The 16,367-nt window shown below is 64.9% G+C and carries 22 protein-coding genes; 16 read left to right on the top strand and 6 right to left on the bottom strand.

From position 1 onward, the window contains the following. Window positions 1–87 precede the first annotated feature (87 nt). From LAQ73_RS06045 to LAQ73_RS06010, 8 genes are all read left to right on the top strand, one after another. A complete protein-coding gene (locus tag LAQ73_RS06045) occupies window positions 88–351 on the top strand; it encodes a F0F1 ATP synthase subunit C (protein ID WP_224270336.1) in 264 nt (87 codons plus the stop codon). Between the two features lie 20 nt (window positions 352–371). Continuing rightward, window positions 372–953, top strand: a complete 582-nt coding sequence (locus LAQ73_RS06040; RefSeq protein ID WP_224270335.1) for a V-type ATP synthase subunit E — start codon at window positions 372–374, stop codon at window positions 951–953. Continuing rightward, a complete protein-coding gene (locus LAQ73_RS06035; protein WP_224270334.1) occupies window positions 950–1,996 on the top strand; it encodes a V-type ATP synthase subunit C in 1,047 nt (348 codons plus the stop codon). Before LAQ73_RS06040 ends, LAQ73_RS06035 begins: the two co-directional genes overlap by 4 nt. After that, window positions 1,993–2,325 carry a V-type ATP synthase subunit F gene (locus tag LAQ73_RS06030; RefSeq protein WP_224270333.1) on the top strand — a complete coding sequence of 111 codons (333 nt, stop codon included), beginning with the start codon at window positions 1,993–1,995 and terminating at the stop codon, window positions 2,323–2,325. Before LAQ73_RS06035 ends, LAQ73_RS06030 begins: the two co-directional genes overlap by 4 nt. Beyond that, window positions 2,322–4,082, top strand: a complete 1,761-nt coding sequence (locus tag LAQ73_RS06025) for an ATP synthase subunit A (protein ID WP_224270332.1) — start codon at window positions 2,322–2,324, stop codon at window positions 4,080–4,082. Before LAQ73_RS06030 ends, LAQ73_RS06025 begins: the two co-directional genes overlap by 4 nt. Next, complete coding sequence (locus tag LAQ73_RS06020; RefSeq protein WP_224270331.1) at window positions 4,082–5,506, top strand: ATP synthase subunit B; 1,425 nt, start codon at window positions 4,082–4,084, stop codon at window positions 5,504–5,506. The genes LAQ73_RS06025 and LAQ73_RS06020 overlap by 1 nt, the downstream gene beginning before the upstream one ends. Before the next feature lie 117 nt (window positions 5,507–5,623). After that, window positions 5,624–6,319, top strand: coding sequence for a V-type ATP synthase subunit D (locus LAQ73_RS06015; protein WP_224270330.1), 696 nt, complete (start codon window positions 5,624–5,626; stop codon window positions 6,317–6,319). A 160-nt stretch (window positions 6,320–6,479) separates the two neighbouring features. Further along, complete coding sequence (locus LAQ73_RS06010) at window positions 6,480–6,890, top strand: DUF6276 family protein (protein ID WP_224270329.1); 411 nt, start codon at window positions 6,480–6,482, stop codon at window positions 6,888–6,890. On the opposite strand, the gene hisE is transcribed toward LAQ73_RS06010, so the two are convergent. From hisE to LAQ73_RS05990, 4 genes are all read right to left on the bottom strand, one after another. Next, window positions 6,891–7,220: a phosphoribosyl-ATP diphosphatase gene (gene hisE, locus LAQ73_RS06005; RefSeq protein ID WP_224270328.1), complete on the bottom strand. Its 330-nt coding sequence runs from the start codon at window positions 7,218–7,220 to the stop codon at window positions 6,891–6,893. Window positions 7,221–7,301: 81 nt separating this feature from the next. Then, window positions 7,302–9,170: a S9 family peptidase gene (locus LAQ73_RS06000; protein ID WP_224270327.1), complete on the bottom strand. Its 1,869-nt coding sequence runs from the start codon at window positions 9,168–9,170 to the stop codon at window positions 7,302–7,304. A 66-nt stretch (window positions 9,171–9,236) separates the two neighbouring features. Further along, on the bottom strand, window positions 9,237–9,833 hold the full coding sequence (gene pdxT, locus LAQ73_RS05995) for a pyridoxal 5'-phosphate synthase glutaminase subunit PdxT (RefSeq protein ID WP_224270326.1): 597 nt from the start codon (window positions 9,831–9,833) through the stop codon (window positions 9,237–9,239). A gap of 49 nt (window positions 9,834–9,882) precedes the next feature. Next, window positions 9,883–10,044, bottom strand: a complete 162-nt coding sequence (locus tag LAQ73_RS05990) for a preprotein translocase subunit Sec61beta (protein ID WP_117593294.1) — start codon at window positions 10,042–10,044, stop codon at window positions 9,883–9,885. 184 nt (window positions 10,045–10,228) lie between these two features. On the opposite strand from LAQ73_RS05990, the gene trxA reads away from it, so the two are divergent. Continuing rightward, complete coding sequence (trxA, locus tag LAQ73_RS05985) at window positions 10,229–10,495, top strand: thioredoxin (protein WP_224270325.1); 267 nt, start codon at window positions 10,229–10,231, stop codon at window positions 10,493–10,495. A 110-nt stretch (window positions 10,496–10,605) separates the two neighbouring features. Further along, window positions 10,606–10,755 (top strand): 50S ribosomal protein L40e, encoded by a 150-nt coding sequence (locus LAQ73_RS05980; RefSeq protein ID WP_058580509.1) that lies wholly within the window; start codon window positions 10,606–10,608, stop codon window positions 10,753–10,755. Window positions 10,756–10,759: 4 nt separating this feature from the next. Here LAQ73_RS05980 and LAQ73_RS05975 read toward each other — a convergent pair whose 3' ends face one another. Continuing rightward, the gene (locus LAQ73_RS05975) at window positions 10,760–11,125 is read right to left on the bottom strand and encodes a DUF7475 family protein (RefSeq protein ID WP_224270324.1); all 366 of its coding nucleotides are present in this window, start codon (window positions 11,123–11,125) and stop codon (window positions 10,760–10,762) included. Window positions 11,126–11,188: 63 nt separating this feature from the next. Further along, window positions 11,189–11,815 (bottom strand): MBL fold metallo-hydrolase, encoded by a 627-nt coding sequence (locus LAQ73_RS05970; protein WP_224270323.1) that lies wholly within the window; start codon window positions 11,813–11,815, stop codon window positions 11,189–11,191. Between the two features lie 112 nt (window positions 11,816–11,927). Between LAQ73_RS05970 and LAQ73_RS05965 the strand changes: the two genes are divergently transcribed. The 6 genes from LAQ73_RS05965 (at window position 11,928) to phnE (ending at window position 16,338) form a co-directional block, all read left to right on the top strand. Continuing rightward, window positions 11,928–12,104 carry a DUF5786 family protein gene (locus LAQ73_RS05965; protein ID WP_224270722.1) on the top strand — a complete coding sequence of 59 codons (177 nt, stop codon included), beginning with the start codon at window positions 11,928–11,930 and terminating at the stop codon, window positions 12,102–12,104. After that, window positions 12,101–12,655, top strand: coding sequence for an endonuclease dU (locus LAQ73_RS05960; RefSeq protein WP_224270322.1), 555 nt, complete (start codon window positions 12,101–12,103; stop codon window positions 12,653–12,655). Before LAQ73_RS05965 ends, LAQ73_RS05960 begins: the two co-directional genes overlap by 4 nt. Before the next feature lie 77 nt (window positions 12,656–12,732). Next, window positions 12,733–13,320, top strand: a complete 588-nt coding sequence (locus LAQ73_RS05955) for a uracil-DNA glycosylase (RefSeq protein ID WP_425601128.1) — start codon at window positions 12,733–12,735, stop codon at window positions 13,318–13,320. 100 nt (window positions 13,321–13,420) lie between these two features. Next, on the top strand, window positions 13,421–14,500 hold the full coding sequence (locus LAQ73_RS05950) for a PhnD/SsuA/transferrin family substrate-binding protein (protein ID WP_224270320.1): 1,080 nt from the start codon (window positions 13,421–13,423) through the stop codon (window positions 14,498–14,500). A gap of 30 nt (window positions 14,501–14,530) precedes the next feature. Further along, the gene (gene phnC, locus LAQ73_RS05945) at window positions 14,531–15,310 is read left to right on the top strand and encodes a phosphonate ABC transporter ATP-binding protein (protein WP_224270319.1); all 780 of its coding nucleotides are present in this window, start codon (window positions 14,531–14,533) and stop codon (window positions 15,308–15,310) included. After that, the gene (phnE, locus tag LAQ73_RS05940) at window positions 15,307–16,338 is read left to right on the top strand and encodes a phosphonate ABC transporter, permease protein PhnE (protein ID WP_224270318.1); all 1,032 of its coding nucleotides are present in this window, start codon (window positions 15,307–15,309) and stop codon (window positions 16,336–16,338) included. The genes phnC and phnE overlap by 4 nt, the downstream gene beginning before the upstream one ends. The last annotated feature ends 29 nt before the right edge of the window (window positions 16,339–16,367 follow it).

The following is a 16,367-nucleotide window of genomic DNA, read 5'->3' as shown; positions in this document are numbered from 1 at the left end:
GCCGTCTGTTTTGGGAAGTTTTATGACCGCAGTGCGGTCAACTACCAACTGTTCGGAGACGACTAACCGGAACCATACCTACCCACCATGATCGAAACCCTACCCGAAGTCGCTAACGTTGCACTGCAGGCTCAAGGATCCAACGGCCCGGCGCTCGACGGCGCCGCCGCCGCCGGTCTCGCGGTCGGTCTCGCCGCACTCGGCGCAGGCTACGCGGAGCGTGGCATCGGTGCCGCCGCCGTCGGCGCTCTCGCCGAGGACGACAGCCTCTTCGTTCAGGGCCTCATCCTGACGGTCCTGCCGGAGACGCTCGTCATTCTCGCGCTCGTCGTCGTGTTCATCCTCGGTTAAACCACCTCTCTCTTTCCACCATGAGTTTGGATACTGTCGTTGAGGACATTCGGGACGACGCCCGCGCACGTGCGGAGAACATCCGCGAGGAGGGCCAAGCGCGTGCCGACGAGATCGTCGCCGAAGCCGAAGCCGACGCAGAGGAACTGCTCGAAGAGCGCGAACGCGCCGTCGAGCGAAAGATCGCCCAGGAGCGCGAACAGTCGCTCTCCAGCGCGAAACTGCAGGCGAAACAGCAGCGCCTCGAAGCCCGCCGCGACGTGCTCGAAGACGTCTACGAGCGGGTCGAGGCCGAACTGGTCGCTCTCGACGGTGCCGACCGCGAGGAGCTCACCCGTGAGCTGCTCGACGCGGCGTCGACGGAGTTCGAAGACGAGGACGAAGTGTTCGTCTACGGACGCGCCGACGACGAGGCGCTCATCGCCGAGATTCTCGCCGACTACGACGGCTACGAGTTCGCGGGCGACCGCGCCTGTCTCGGCGGCGTCGTCGTCGAGGGACGAAACTCCCGCGTTCGGGTGAACAACACGTTCGATTCGGTCCTCGACGCCGTCTGGGAGGACAACTTAAAGGACGTGAGCGCCCGACTGTTCGAACAATGAGCGCAACCGGCAGCTCGAATCCGGAGTACGTCAACGCCCGCGTCAGAGCGCGACGCGGCGCACTGTACGACGACGAGGACTACCGCAAACTCCTCCGGATGGGCCCCGCCGAGATCGCTCGCTTCATGGAGGAGTCGACGTACGAAGAGGAGATAAACGCCCTCGGGGCCCGCTTTTCGGGCGTCGACCTGATCGAGTACGCGCTGAACCGCAGCCTCGCAAAGCAGTTCAACGACATCCTCGATTGGGCCGACGGGCGACTGTACGACCTCATCGCACGCTACCTCCGGAAGTTCGACGCGTGGAACGTCAAGACGGTCATCCGCGGCATCTACGCCGACACGCCGCGCGAGGAGGTCGAGACCGACCTCATCCGCGCCGGCGAGTTCGACGACCGTCTCATCGAACGGCTGCTCGAAGCGACCACCATCGAGGAGGTCGTCGACCGACTGAGCGGCACCATCTACGGCCCGCCGTTGCGGGCGGCGTACGACGACTACGAGGAGTCGGGCGTGCTGGTCCCGCTGGAGAACGCCGTCGACCGCGCGTTCTACGAGAACCTGCTCAGCGGCCTCGTCACGAACGAGTCGACCGAGCAGTACCGCGAGTTCCTGCACGCCGAAATCGACTTCCGCAACGCGCGGAACGCGCTTCGTCTCGCCCGAAGCGGGGCGAACATCGACCCCTCGGAGTACTACATCGACGGCGGCCGCCTGTTCAGCGCGACGGAGCTGTCGCAGCTGGCGTCGAGTCCGGAGGAGCTCGTGACCCGTATCCGCGAGAGCGTCTACGGCGACCGCCTCTCGGCGGCGCTGACCGACCTCGAACGCGCCGACAGCCTCATCGGCTTCGAGCGCGCGCTCGAAGCGGCGCTGTTGGAGTACTCCGAGAGCCTCGGCCACGTGTTCCCGCTGTCGGTGTCGCTGATCATCTCCTACATTCTCGCCAAGGAGCGGGAAGTGGAGAACATCCGCGCCATCGCCCGTGCACGCGAGGCGGGGCTCTCCGAGGACGAAATCGAAGACGAACTGGTGATACTATGAGTCAGGAGATAGCCGTCATCGGCAGTCCCGACTTCACCACCGGCTTCCGCCTCGCGGGCGTTCGGAAGTTCCAGAACGTCCCCGAGGCGGAGAAAGACGAGCGTCTCGACGCCGCCGTCGAAGAGACGCTCGCCGACGGCGACGTCGGCATCATCGTGATGCACGACGAGGACCTCGCGCACCTCTCGCGCAACGTCCGAAAGTCCGTCGAGCAGAGCATCGAACCGACGCTCGTCACGCTCGGTGCGGGCGGTGCGGGCGGCGGCGGACTGCGTGACCAGATCAAACGAGCGATCGGTATCGACCTAATGGAGGACGAGAACCAATGAGCCAAGCAACACAAGAGACCGTCCGAGAGGACGGCCGAATTCAGAGCGTGAGTGGTCCGGTCGTGACCGCTGTCGACCTCGACGCCCGGATGAACGACGTCGTGTACGTCGGTGACGAAGGGCTGATGGGCGAAGTCATCGAGATCGAGGGCGACACCACGACCATCCAAGTGTATGAGGAGACCTCGGGCGTCGGCCCGGGCGAACCCGTCGAGAACACGGGCGAGCCGCTGACCGTCGACCTCGGTCCCGGCCTGCTGGACACCATCTACGACGGCGTCCAGCGACCGCTCGACGTGCTCGAAGAGAAGATGAACAGCGCCTTCCTCGACCGCGGTGTCGACGCGCCCGGTATCGAGATGGACAGAGAGTGGGAGTTCGTACCCGAAGTCTCGGAGGGCGACGAAGTCGCCCCCGGTGACGTGGTCGGCACCGTCGAGGAGACGGTCACCATCGACCACAAGGTGCTCGTCCCGCCGAACTCCGAGGGCGGCGAAGTCGCCGCCATCGAGGCCGGTTCGTTCACCGTCCAGGAGACGGTCGTCGAACTCGACAACGGCGAGGAGATCACGATGCACCAGGAGTGGCCGGTCCGTCAGGCCCGCCCCTCCAAGGAGAAGAAGACCCCGCGCATCCCGCTCGTGTCGGGACAGCGCATCCTCGACGGCCTCTTCCCCATCGCCAAAGGCGGGACGGCCGCGATTCCGGGGCCGTTCGGTTCCGGGAAGACGGTCACCCAGCACCAGCTCGCCAAGTACGCCGACGCGGACATCATCGTCTACGTCGGCTGCGGCGAGCGCGGTAACGAGATGACCGAGGTTATCGAGGACTTCCCCGAACTGGAGGACCCGACGACCGGCAACCCGCTGATGGCCCGGACGTCGCTCATCGCCAACACGTCGAACATGCCCGTCGCCGCGCGCGAGTCGTGCATCTACACGGGCATCACCATCGCGGAGTACTACCGCGACATGGGCTACGACGTCGCGCTGATGGCCGACTCCACCTCGCGGTGGGCCGAGGCGATGCGCGAGATCTCCTCCCGGCTGGAGGAGATGCCCGGTGAGGAGGGCTACCCCGCCTACCTCGCCGCGCGCCTCTCGCAGTTCTACGAGCGCGCCGGCTACTTCGAGAACATCAACGGCACGGAAGGCTCGGTCTCGGCTATCGGCGCGGTGTCGCCGCCGGGCGGCGACTTCTCCGAGCCGGTCACCCAGAACACGCTTCGCATCGTGAAGACGTTCTGGGCGCTGGACGCCGACCTCGCCGAACGGCGACACTTCCCGGCGATCAACTGGAGCGAGTCGTACTCGCTGTACAAGAACCAGCTCGACCCCTGGTTCGTCGAGAACGTCGCCGACGACTGGCCCGAGGAGCGCCAGTGGGGCGTCGACGTGCTCGACGAGGAGGGCGAACTGCAGGAGATCGTTCAGCTGGTCGGTAAGGACGCGCTGCCTGAGGACCAGCAGCTGACGCTCGACGTCGCGCGCTACCTGCGCGAGGCGTACCTCCAGCAGAACGCGTTCCACCCGACGGACACCTACTGTCCGCCGAAGAAGACGTACCTGCTCCTGACGGCCATCCACCACTACCACGACGAGGCGTTCAAGGCGCTCGAAGCCGGCGTCCCCGTCGAGGAGATCACGGCCATCGACGCCGCACCGCGCATCAACCGCGTCGGCGTCCAGGAGGAGTGGGAGGAGTACATCGCCGACCTGAAAGACGACATCGCCGAACAGCTCCGGGAGCTCTACTAATGAAAGAGTACCAAACCATCACCGAAATCAGCGGTCCGCTGGTGTTCGCCGAAGTCGACGAACCCGTCGGCTACGACGAGATCGTCGAGATCGAGACGCCGAACGGCGAGACGAAGCGCGGCCAGGTTCTCGAATCCTCGGAAGGTCTCGTTGCCATCCAGGTGTTCGAGGGGACCACCGGTATCGACCAGAACGCGTCCGTCCGTTTCCTCGGCGAGACGCTGAAGATGCCCGTCACCGAGGACCTCCTCGGGCGGGTTCTCGACGGCTCCGGCCAGCCCATCGACGGCGGCCCGGAGATCGTCCCCGACGAGCGCCACGACATCATCGGCGAGGCGATCAACCCGTTCTCCCGGGAGTACCCCGAGGAGTTCATCCAGTCGGGCGTCTCCGCCATCGACGGGATGAACACGCTCGTCCGCGGGCAGAAACTGCCCATCTTCTCGGCGTCCGGCCTGCCGCACAACAACCTCGCGCTGCAGATCGCCCGTCAGGCGACGGTGCCCGAGGAGGCGACCGACGAGGGCGAAGACGCCAGCGAGTTCGCCGTTATCTTCGGCGCGATGGGTATCACCGCCGAAGAGGCCAACGAGTTCATGGAGGACTTCGAGCGCACCGGCGCGCTGGAGCGCTCCGTGGTCTTCATGAACCTCGCGGACGACCCCGCCGTCGAGCGGACGGTCACGCCGCGCATGGCGCTGACGACCGCCGAGTACCTCGCCTTCGAGAAGGACTACCACGTGCTGGTCATCCTCACGGACATGACCAACTACTGCGAGGCGCTGCGCGAGATCGGTGCCGCGCGCGAAGAGGTGCCGGGTCGACGTGGCTACCCCGGCTACATGTACACCGACTTGGCACAGCTCTACGAGCGTGCCGGTCGTATCGAGGGCCGCGAGGGCTCGGTCACGCAGATTCCCATCCTCACGATGCCGGGTGACGACGACACCCACCCGATTCCGGACCTGACCGGCTACATCACCGAGGGACAGATCTACATCGACCGGAACCTCAACTCGCAGGGTATCGAACCGCCGATCAACCCGCTCCCCAGCCTCTCTCGGCTGATGGACGACGGTATCGGCGAGGGCCTCACCCGCGAGGACCACGCGGACGTCTCCGACCAGATGTACGCCGCATACGCGGAGGGTGAGGACCTCCGCGACCTGGTGAACATCGTCGGCCGCGAGGCGCTGAGCGAACGCGACAACAAGTACCTCGACTTCGCGGACCGCTTCGAGGAGGAGTTCATCGACCAGGGCTTCGACACCAACCGAACCATCGAGGAGACCCTCGACATCGGCTGGGACCTGCTGTCGATGTTCCCGAAGCCGGAACTGAACCGTATCGACGAGGACCTCATCGAGAAGTACTACCGCGAAGACGTCGGCGAGGAACCCGCCGAAGAAGTCGCCGCGGACTAATCTCGATATCTCTCTCCCTCCGTTTATCCGCCCAACGAGCGGCGACTCTCGACTCCGTCGACGGCGGGAAAAACAGAAAAAGGTTAACCGCCTCCATCCGCAACCTCCCGACAAGAGATGGCCGAAGACGTCAAACCAACCCGGAAGAACCTCATGGAGATCGAGGACCGCATCGAACTCTCCGAGCGAGGTCACGACACGCTCGAACAGAAGCGCGACGGTCTCATCATGGAGTTCATGGACATCCTCGACCAGGCGCAGGACGTGCGGTCGGGCCTGTCCGACGACTACGAGCGCGCCCAGCACAAGATCAACATGGCGCGCGCGATGGAGGGCGACGTCGCCGTCCGCGGCGCGGCCGCGGCGCTCAAAGAGCACCCCGAGATCACGACGCAGTCGAAGAACATCATGGGCGTCGTCGTCCCGCAGATCGAGTCCAGCCGGGTGAGAAAGAGCCTCGACCAGCGCGGCTACGGTCTCCTCGGCTCTTCGGCCCGCATCGACGAGGCCGCCGACGCCTACGAGGAACTCCTCGAATCCATCATCCTCGCCGCCGAAGTCGAGACGGCGATGAAGAAGATGCTCCACGAGATCGAGACGACGAAGCGCCGCGTCAACGCGCTGGAGTTCAAGGTGCTTCCGGACCTCTACGACGCCGAGGAGTACATCGAGCAGAAGCTCGAAGAACAGGAGCGCGAGGAGATCTTCCGCATGAAGAAGATCAAAGCGAAGAAGGAAGAAGAGGAGAAGGCCGAAAAGGAAGAAGCCGAGAAGGCCGCCGCGAAGGAGCCCGGCACCGTCACGGCCGACTGAGCGTCGACGCACGCGACGCGTCGTTTTCTCCCACTCTCATCTCCGTTTCCTCCCAGCCCGCGTCCGTCCGCCTCGCCGTATCAGCAAGACTACGCGACGGGACCGCGTCTCGCATGCCGGGAGCCACGCGCTTTTCGGGTCTCGTATCCTCCCTTCGACCATGGTCTGTTCGAGTTGCGAGTCGCCGACGGTTTCGTTCGCTGTTCCCGAAGACCTCCGCAAGTACGCGCCCGGGCGCAGCGACGTCGCCGAGCTCTGCATGGTCTGTTTGCGCACGCAGGCGAGCGAGTCGGCTACCGATTCGGCTACTCCGGCCGACGCGGCGGATTTCTCACGCGTGCTCGACTCGTTCCCGGACGGCCGCGCGGGCGTCGCGTTCGCGCTGCTGCTCGGAAAACTCGACTCGCTCGCACTGGAGCGTGCCGCTATCGAGACGCTGTACGACGAAACCGAGCGTGCAGGCGGCGACCCGATGCTGACGCTCGACCGCATCGCCGCCTCCGGGTCGGTCCAACCGCACTTCGACATCGACCGGCGTCGCCCGCAGTTGGCGCAGTTCGTCGACGGTTAATCAACCGAACCGCGCGGCGAGTTCTTCTCGCAACTCGTCAAGCGTCATCCCCTTCATCGACAGCAGTACGAGCAGGTGGTAGACGAAGTCGGCGCTCTCGTGGGCCAACTCGTCGTTGTCGTCGTCCTTCGCGGCGAGGATAATCTCGGTGGACTCCTCGCCCAACTTTTCGAGCACGGCGTTTTCGCCCTTCTCGTGGGTAAAAAGCGACGTGGTGTAGGAGCCCTCGGGCAGTTCCGCTCTGCGCTGTTCGACGAGTTCGAAGAGGTCGTCCAGGATGTCCTCCGGGTCCGTTTTCGTCGCGTCCGCTTCCGAGTCCGTGTCGCTCATATCCGGGCGGACGCGCGCCGGCGGTGAAAAGCGTGCGTTTCGGCGCGAGTCACCGCGTCGGTGGGGTCGTCTCTCGGTGACTTACCGCTTCGAGGTCCCGAGACGACGGTCCAGAAACGATTCAAGCAGCCCCAACGTGTACTGTCGCAGGTCCACGTCGGCGGTGTTGTGGCCCCGTTTCTCGATTTCGTGGTACTCGAACTCGCCGTTCTCGCCCTCCTCGTAGCCGTGTTTTTCCAGCGCATCGCGGTACACCCGCGCCTGCAACACCGGAACGCGGCGGTCGTTGACGCCGTGGACCATCATCAGCGGCGCGTCGAGGTTTCCGGCGTGGGTGACGGGACTTCGCTCCCGGTAGAGTTCGGGATTCCCCTCGGGCGTGCTGAGATACTTTTCCATGAACCCGGTTCGAAACTGCGGCATCGCCTCCTCGTACATCAGTTCGAGGTCGGTAAAACCGACGACGGGAGCCCCGGCCGCGTAGAGCTCCGGATACTGGACCATCTGCCAGTACGTCGAGTAGCCGCCGAACGACCCGCCGAAGACGCAGACGCGCTCTTCGTCGAGCCAGTCGCGCGTTTCGAGCACGTGCTCGGTGATGGTGGCGATGTCGCCCTGTTCGGCCCCGCCGAAGTCGCCAACGAGTTTCTGGGCGAACTCGCGGCCGCGGCCGCTCGACCCGCGGAAGTTCACTTGGAGAATCGAGTAGCCGCGCGCGAGCAGGTACTGCGTCCGGTAGTGGAACCACTTCCGGTCGGCGCGGCGTGGCCCGCCGTGAGGGTTGACCAAGAGTGGCGACGGACGTTCGCCGGAGTCGTAGAACAGCGCGCCGACGTCGAGCGTCTCGTACGGGTCGTGTTCGACCGCCGCCTGCCGCGTCTCGGGGACGCCGTCGGAAGCGACGGTGAGGTACTCGGCGTCGACGAAGTCGTCGAGCGAGAAGCGGCCGTAGTCGGGCCGAAACAGCGTCTCGGTGTCGTTTGTGTCGAGGTCAAAGGTGACGAGTTCCGTTGGACGGACCGGCGTCGTGTAGGAGAGCAGTGCCCGATCGTTCACGAGGAGGTTCGCGCTTCGCCATCCGAACTCCGCGACGCCGTCGGCGAGCGGACACTCGCGGGCGTCACCGGTCTCGACGTCGTACACCACGGGGACGACGGCGGCGTCGCGGACGCGTTCCGCGAGAAATCGTGTTCCGTCCGCAGTGAAACACGCGGGCGACTCCTCGTAGTCGAGGTCGCCGTACCATCTGACCTCGTCGGAAACGAGGTCGTAGACGCCACAGCGAGCGAACTCCTCGGTGTTGTCCGAAATCAGTAGTCGGTCGCCGTCGAGTCCCCAGTCGTACGGGTCCGTGTGTGACCCCACCGTCCCGACGTTGAGTTTCCGCCGCCCGGAGCCGTCGATATCGACGAGGTACGTGTCTCTGTTATCCGAGTCGCCGGACTCGTTCGCCGCGTAGGCGACGCGCTCGCAGTCGCGCGAGAGACAGGCCTCCCAGATTTGGTCGTGGTCGGTGAGTCGCACCATCTCGCCGTCCGAGAACAGATAACGGTAGAGGTCCATCTGCCCCTCGTAGTTCGAGGTTAGCAGTAGCGTCTCGCCGTCGTCGCCGACGGCGTGGAGGTTGGTCTGGCCCTCGGTCTCGACGACCGGTTCGGTTGCTCCGTCGCTTTCGAGCGCGTAGATGTCGTTCTGTTCGTCGCCGTCGGCGTCGAGGTGGAAGAATATCCGTTCCCCGTCGGCCGACCACGAGAGCGGCCACCACGTCTGTCGGGGAACTCCGCCGTCGCTCCACTGCTCCGATTCGCCGGTTTCGACATCGAGGACGTGAATCTCGTTGCGACTCGTACCGTTGTAGTAGAAGGCGACGCGCCCGCCGTCCGGCGAGGCACTCGGTCTGACTATCTCGGGGAGACCCACCAACTCCTTCAGCAGCGTATCGCCTGACATGTATCAGCGCAGACACACTCACCGTAGTTAAACTGTCGTCTCAGCTGAAATTTCCGCCACTTTTTTTCACTGCGACGCCGCGGCCTGCTCGAAGAACGCCAGCCGGTGAAGCCGCACGTCCTCGGTCAGCTCTGGATGAAACGAGGTTGCGACGACCGGCCCCTGCTTGACCGCGACGGGCGTTCCGTCCCAGCGCGCGAGCACCGACGCGTCGCCGCTCACCTCGTCGATGAGCGGCGCGCGGATGAACACCGCCGGGAAGGGTTCAGAGAGACCGTCGATATCGACCGGGGCCTCGAAACTATCCTTCTGGCGGCCGAACGCGTTGCGGTCGACGGTCACGTCGAGGACGTCGAGAGTGTGGACGCGTTCGTCTTTCGCGTCGCGCGCGGCGACGATGAGGCCCGCGCAGGTGGCGAGGACGGGTTTGCCGGCGGCGACGTGGGTGCGGATCTCCTCGTCGATGCCTTCCTGCCGGAGCAGCCGTGAGATGGTCGTCGACTCGCCACCGGGCATGAGGAGCACGTCGCAGTCGGGGACGAGCCCCGAGTGGCGTATCTCGACGAGTTCCGCGTCTTCGTCGTGGGCGCGGGCGGCGCGCTCGACGGCTCGGGCGTGTTCGGACACGTCGCCCTGGACGGCGATGACGCCTGCGGTGAGCATACGCTCCCGTTGGGGGGTGTCGCGGAAAAAGAACGCGTTGTAGCGCCGTCTACGCGACGAGGTTCAACACGAGGACGCCGATGCCGAACAGCAGGCCGAACGCCACCACCGTCTTGGGGTTCATTCGGATGGCGTTTCGGTCCTCGGCGTCGAAGTAGCGGACGAGACCTGCACTCGACATCAGGCCGCCGCTGTTGTCTCCCTTGCTCATGGAGCCACCTCTGTCCGTGGCCCGCCTAAACGTTTCGACTCGGATTTTGACCGCTTTCTGCGGCGAGAGGGGTCGGAGAATCGAGTCGGTCGGCGGAATCGACGGCCGGCCGCGCTCGGGTGCGGTCGTCGAACAGGTGAGAAACTCTTATGCGCGGCGATAGGTAACCCCGTGTCGGGAAACCATGACTGTTCGACTCAAGGACTTCTATGCGGACTGGTGCGGACCGTGCAAGACGCAGGACCCGATTCTCGAAGAACTGGAGACAGACTACGCCGATGTCGACTTCGAGAAAGTGAACGTCGACGAGGAGCAGGACGTCGCCAACCAGTATCAGGTCCGCTCGCTGCCGACGCTCGTCATCGAGAACGACGACGGCGTCGTCGACCGATTCGTCGGCGTCACTCAGCGCGAGGACATCGAGGCGGCGCTGCAGGAAGCGGGCGCGTAGACGACGCTCACTCGATTTCTCGACGGCGGCGCGACGACGCGGAGTCGACGCTCCGCGCCCGGTAGCGCGTTCTCGCAAGCGTTATACGACTCGCACCGGAAGCAGGTTGCATGCCTAGCTTCGAGCACGCCGTCAACCGGACGCTGGAAAAACAGATTTGCATGCGCTGTAACGCCCGTAACCCGATGCGCACCGACTTCTGCCGCAAGTGTGGCTACAAGCACCTTCGCCCGAAGTCGAAGGAACCGCGCAACGCCTGATTCGTCAGGTCTCTCTTCTATACAGCACCACGAGCACGCCGACGAGTGCCAGCTGTACGACCTTGTCGACGACGGCGACCGGACTGAACAGATTTCCGGCGTTGAGCGCAACGTACGCGAGAATCTGGACGACGGTGACGACGATGCCGGCGAGATACAGCGGCCGGCGCGCGACGCCGCCAATAAGGAGAGCGACGCCGCCGAGAAAGCCGAGCCCCGCGAGCACGAACAGGATTCCGAGCGTACTCGGGACGTTCGGGATGCCGAGCGCGAGGTGGATAACGCCCGTAATCGCCGCCAGCGCGATACCGGTGTAGTGGACTCTCCCCAGCGGTGCAGCGTCGGCATCTCGAACCTGCACGGTCGTCATGTCCAACACTGGTGTTCCGACGACATAACTCTCCGTTGTCGGCGGAAGACGGCTTGCTGTGCGCTACCGCCCGGAGTACTTCGGCTCGCGGCGCTCCGCTCGTTTCAACGCTCGTTCGACGACGTCGCGGACGCTGTCGCCGTCTTCCTCCGCCTCGAACACGTCGCCGTGGCCGGCGTACATCGCCGTCACCGCCTCGGGGAGGTGTTCGAGGAGGTCGTGGAGGCTCTCGATGAGGCGCTCGCGGGACTGGCCGGCCATGTCCGTTCGGCCGAAACTGCCGTCGTCGAACGCGCCGTCGTTGTAGACGACGACGTCGCCGCTGTACAGTTTCGTCTCGCTGACGAACGAGACGTGGTCGGCGGCGTGGCCCGGCGTGTAGACGACTTCGGCCGTCTCGTCGCCGATGGGTATCCGCTCGTCGGGTTCGAGCGCGTGCGTCCGGCGCGGGTGGTCGCCGTAGGCGTAGAGGTCGGCGTCGAACGCGTCGAGAACCGCGTCGAGTTCGCCGATGTGGTCGGTGTGCTGGTGGGTGAGGACGACCGCGTCGAGTTCGTCGGTGTGTTCTCGAATCACGTCGACGACGCCCGGCATCGTTCCCGCGTCGACGAGCGTCGGGTGGTCGCCGAGAACGAGGTATGCGTTACAGGTGAACTCCTCGGCGTCCGCGGTGACGCATATCGGTTCCATACAGACTCTCTCGGTTTCGACGGTGAAAAACAGCGGTGAATGCGGCGTGGTTGTCATTGTTTCTCAACCTTTCCGAGAGCTTTTTCAGGCTGAATCGGCAAGGTTTAGATGCATGGGCTTTGGGAGCTACGACGAATCTGAACAAGAGAACCAGGACTACAGCACCGACTTCGACGAAGAAGACGGCGTTGCGACCAGTGAGAACACCCACGAGGGGAGCGTGGAATTCGAGATCGGTGCGTCGAACGAGGAACTCCTGAACACGCTTAAAGACATCAAGGACGAGTGAAACGCGGCGCGCGAGCGCTCGGGGTCGCGTTCTCGGACGGCGACGACGAGAGCGTCCTCGGCGGCGTCGTCGTGCGCGCCGACGGCGTCGTCGACGGTGTCGCATTCGAGACCTGCGCGGTCGGCGGGACGGACGCGACGTCGGCGGTCGTTTCGCTGTTCGAGTCGCTCGGCCGAGAAGACGTTCGCGTTCTCGTTCTCGCCGGTATCGCACCCGCGTGGTTCAATCTCGTCGACCTTCGGGTACTCCACGGAACGGTCTCCCGTCCGGTGCTGTCGGTCTCCTTCGAGCGAAGTCCCGGACTGGACGACGTACTCCGCACGCACTTTTCAGGCGAAGAACTCGCCGAGCGACGGCGAATCTACCGCGTCCAACCGCCGCGTCGCCGGGTCGTCGTCGACGACGAGACGCTGTTCGTCAGGGCCGTCGGCTGCGACGACGACGAGGCAGCCGAGACCGTCCGCGCGTTCACGCTCGACGGCGGGCGGCCCGAGCCCGTACGCGTCGCGCGCCTCGCCGCCCGCGGGGCGCGTCGGTGGCGCATCGACTGAGTCTCGGCCGGCGGTGACTGCCGACAGTTAAGCCGCTGCCGTCCGGCACGTACTGTATGGGCGACGAACGAGCACGGATGGAAGGACTGTGCGTCGAAGAGTGCACGCGTTGTTCAGCGCTCGTCGACTCGCGCAGTCGCATCGTCAACGGAAACGGCCCCGAGGACGCGGACATCCTCTTCGTCGGCGAGGCGCCGGGCGCACAGGAGGACGATCAGGGCGAACCGTTCGTCGGACGGTCGGGGAGCGTCCTCGACGACGCGCTCCGCGACGTGGGCCTCGCGCGCGCGGACGTCCGGATTACGAACTGCGTCCGCTGCAGACCGCCCGAGAATCGCGACCCCTCGAAGGAGGAACTGGCGAACTGCCGCGACTACCTCGACACGGAGATAAAGCGCGTCGACCCGTCGCTGGTGGTGACGCTGGGGAAGGTTCCCACCGAGCACCTCCTGGACCGTTCGGCGTCGGTCACGAAGGAAGCGGGGACCATCGAGGAAGTTCGGTTCGGCGACCGACCGTACCGCGTGCTCATCTCGGTCCATCCCGCCGCGACGCTATACGACCGGAGTCAGGAGGAGACGTTCGAGCGAGTCATCACCCGGGCCGCCGACATCGCCGGTGTCGCAGACGGCGGAAGCGGACAGTCGAATCTCGGCGAGTTCTGAGCGAACGATTGCTATAATTATTGTCTATATGGTTATTTCGAATTCCTAATATATAGAACACATAGAAACTACTAAATGCTGATAGTCGATGCTGTCTTTCATGTCCGACAAATTCGGCTGGGCATCGAATCGACGCACGTTTCTGAAAGCGACCGGCGCGGCGGGTATCGCGGGGCTCGCCGGCTGTACCGACGGCGGTTCCGACGAAACCGGCGGCGACAACCAGAGCGGAGGCGACACCGGCGGCGAGGACACGAGCGGCGACTCGGAGTCGACGGGGACGACGACGGGTGAGGCCGACTCGGAGTCGGTCGTCCGCTTCCTCCTGAACCCCGCGGAGGCCGACGTCGAAATCACCGAACAGTACCAGCCGATGTTCGAGTACCTCGAATCCGAGGCTTCCGTCACCGTCGAGCCGTCGCGCGCGGCCAGTTACACGGCGACGCTGCAGGCGATTCGCAACGACCAGGGCGAGATCGCGGACACCTCGCCCTCGGCGGCCGTCGCCGGACGCGACATCGCCGACGTCATCGGCATCCGCGTCGCCTACGGCGCGGCGCAGTACTTCTCGCTCATCACGACGACGCCCGACAGCGGCATCAGCCAGCTCTCGGACCTGCAGGGCGAGCAGATCTACATGGGCGACATCCTCTCGGTGAGCGGCACGCTCGTCCCGCTGACGATGCTGCAGGACGCCGGCCTCGACGTGGGCAACGCCCCCGACGGCGACGCCGTCGATTTCGACGCGGAGTACTCCGACCACACGACGGCGAGAGAGCAGATGATTCAGCGCGACGACGTCGCCGCCGCGACGACGGGCGCGTTCTCGACGGCCCCGCACGTCCCGGCCGAACAGTTCGACGAGATGTCGCAGGAGTTCGTCGACATCTCCGCGGAGTACGAGCGCGCCGGCACCGAGGACCCCGAACTCCGCCTGCTGGCCGTCTCCGACCCGCTGCCGCGCGCGCCGCTGCTGTCGCGCAGCAACTGGGACGACCCCGTCCGCGAGGACGTCGAGCAGGCCATCCTGAACGTCACCGAGGAGGACCTCAGCCACGGCGACGACTACGAGGGCGAACCGCTGTGGTTCACCGGCGTCAAGGAAGGCACGCACGACGACTACGAACCCATCGCGCAGGTGCTCGACGAACTCGGTCTCGAGTTCGAGGACCTGTCGTAGCCCGACTGCCGACTGTTTTTGACCAGCACCATGAGCAACATTACTGTGGAGGGGGTTACGAAGGAGTTCGGCAACACCGTCGCCCTGCGAGACGTCAGTTTCTCCGTGCCGGAGGGGGAGTTCGTCATCGTCTTGGGCGTCTCCGGGTCCGGGAAGTCGACGCTCCTCCGGTGTATGAACGGACTCACCACTCCGACCGACGGCGAAATCCGCATCGACGGCACGCCGGTCGACCGCCCTCGAAAAGACATCGCGATGATTTTCCAGCAACACAACATCATCGGGCAGATGAGCGCCTACTCGAACACGCTCACCGGGTCGCTCAGCCGAACCGGGTTTCTCCAGAGCATCCTTCAACTCCAAGATACGGAGGAGAAGTACCGCGCACTCGACGCGCTCGACACCGTCGGACTCCTCGACGAGTCCCGCAAACGAGCGCGACAGATGAGCGGCGGCCAGCAACAGCGCGTCGGTATCGCCCGCGCGCTGGTCCAGCGCCCGAACGTCCTGCTCGCGGACGAACCAGTGGCGAGTCTCGACCCGGGCAGCTCTCAGCAGGTGATGCGGTATCTCCGACAAGCGGCCAAAGAGCGCGGGCTGACCGCCGCTATCAGCCTCCACCAGGTGAATCTCGCCCGGAAGTTCGGCGAGCGCTTCATCGGGCTTCGCAACGGCGAACTCGTCTTCGACGGCTACCGCGACGAGTTCACGATGGACGTCATCGATGAGATCTACGGCGACATCGACACCGAGGGGATGTTCGAGGCGAGCAGCGCCGACGACGCCGACGGACAGGCGGTGACGAAATGAGCACCGACACGCCCTCGGAGCAGCAGACCGGCGTCGAGAGAGACCCACGTCTCAAAGCGCAGTTCGACGAGATTCGACGGGGACGCCGTATCCGGTGGCTTCTCGTCGCCGCCGCCGCCGCCGTCGTCCTGTTTTTCTTCTACAACGCGCTGTACGCCGTCGAGATGTTCCAGGCGGATCTGACGCGGTACTTCCCGAACTTCCTCGAAGCGCTCACCGACTACTTCCCGTTCCTCGACTTCTCGGCGTTCCCCTTCTTCGACCCGAGCGGCTTCGCCGAGTACTGGGCGTTCATCGAGGAGCGAAACCTCATCTTCGACCCCGAGGCGAGCCTGACGGACCCCGAGACCGGCGGTCCGCTCGCCATCTTCGGTGAAGCGGGAATCACGCTCGCGATGGGCTTTGCGGGTACGCTCATCGGCTTCCCGCTCGCGCTGCTGTTCGGCATCCTCGGCTCCGAGCGCGTGCTCCCGTTCCCGCTGAACTTCGTGTTCCGCGGCATGATGTCGGCGATTCGCGCCATCCCGGCGCTGGTGTGGGCGCTTATCTACGTCCCCCTCGGCGGTCTCGGACCCGCCACCGCAGTGCTGGCTATCGCCACCGACACCATCGGTAACCTCGGTCGCCTCTACACCGACGAGCTCGAAGAGGTCGAGGACGGCCCCATCGAGGCGATGCGCACGACGGGCGCGAGCGGTCCGCAGACCATCACCTTCGGGATGCTGAGTCAGGTGACCACGCCCTTTATCGCGTGGACGCTCTACATCTTCGAGATCAACGTCCGCATCGCCGTCACGCTCGGTATCATCGGCGGCGGCGGCCTCGGGCAGGTGCTGGCGGTCCAGCAGGGGCTGTTCAAGTTCACGAACATGATGGCGACCATTCTCGTCATCCTCCTGCTCATCATTAGCGTCGAGATGTTCAGCCAACGGGTCCGCTCGCGGCTCCGCGCCGACGAGAGCCCCGACGGCTTCCTCACGCTGCTGCTGGGCTTCCCGCGCCGGATGGCCGAGTCGCTGACGAAGTAGCGTCGCTCCGTATCTCCTTTTCTTCTCAC

It is taken from the genome of Haloprofundus salinisoli (assembly GCF_020097815.1).
In the GTDB taxonomy this organism is placed as follows: domain Archaea; phylum Halobacteriota; class Halobacteria; order Halobacteriales; family Haloferacaceae; genus Haloprofundus; species Haloprofundus salinisoli.
This window is presented reverse-complemented; position numbering and strand designations above follow the sequence as displayed.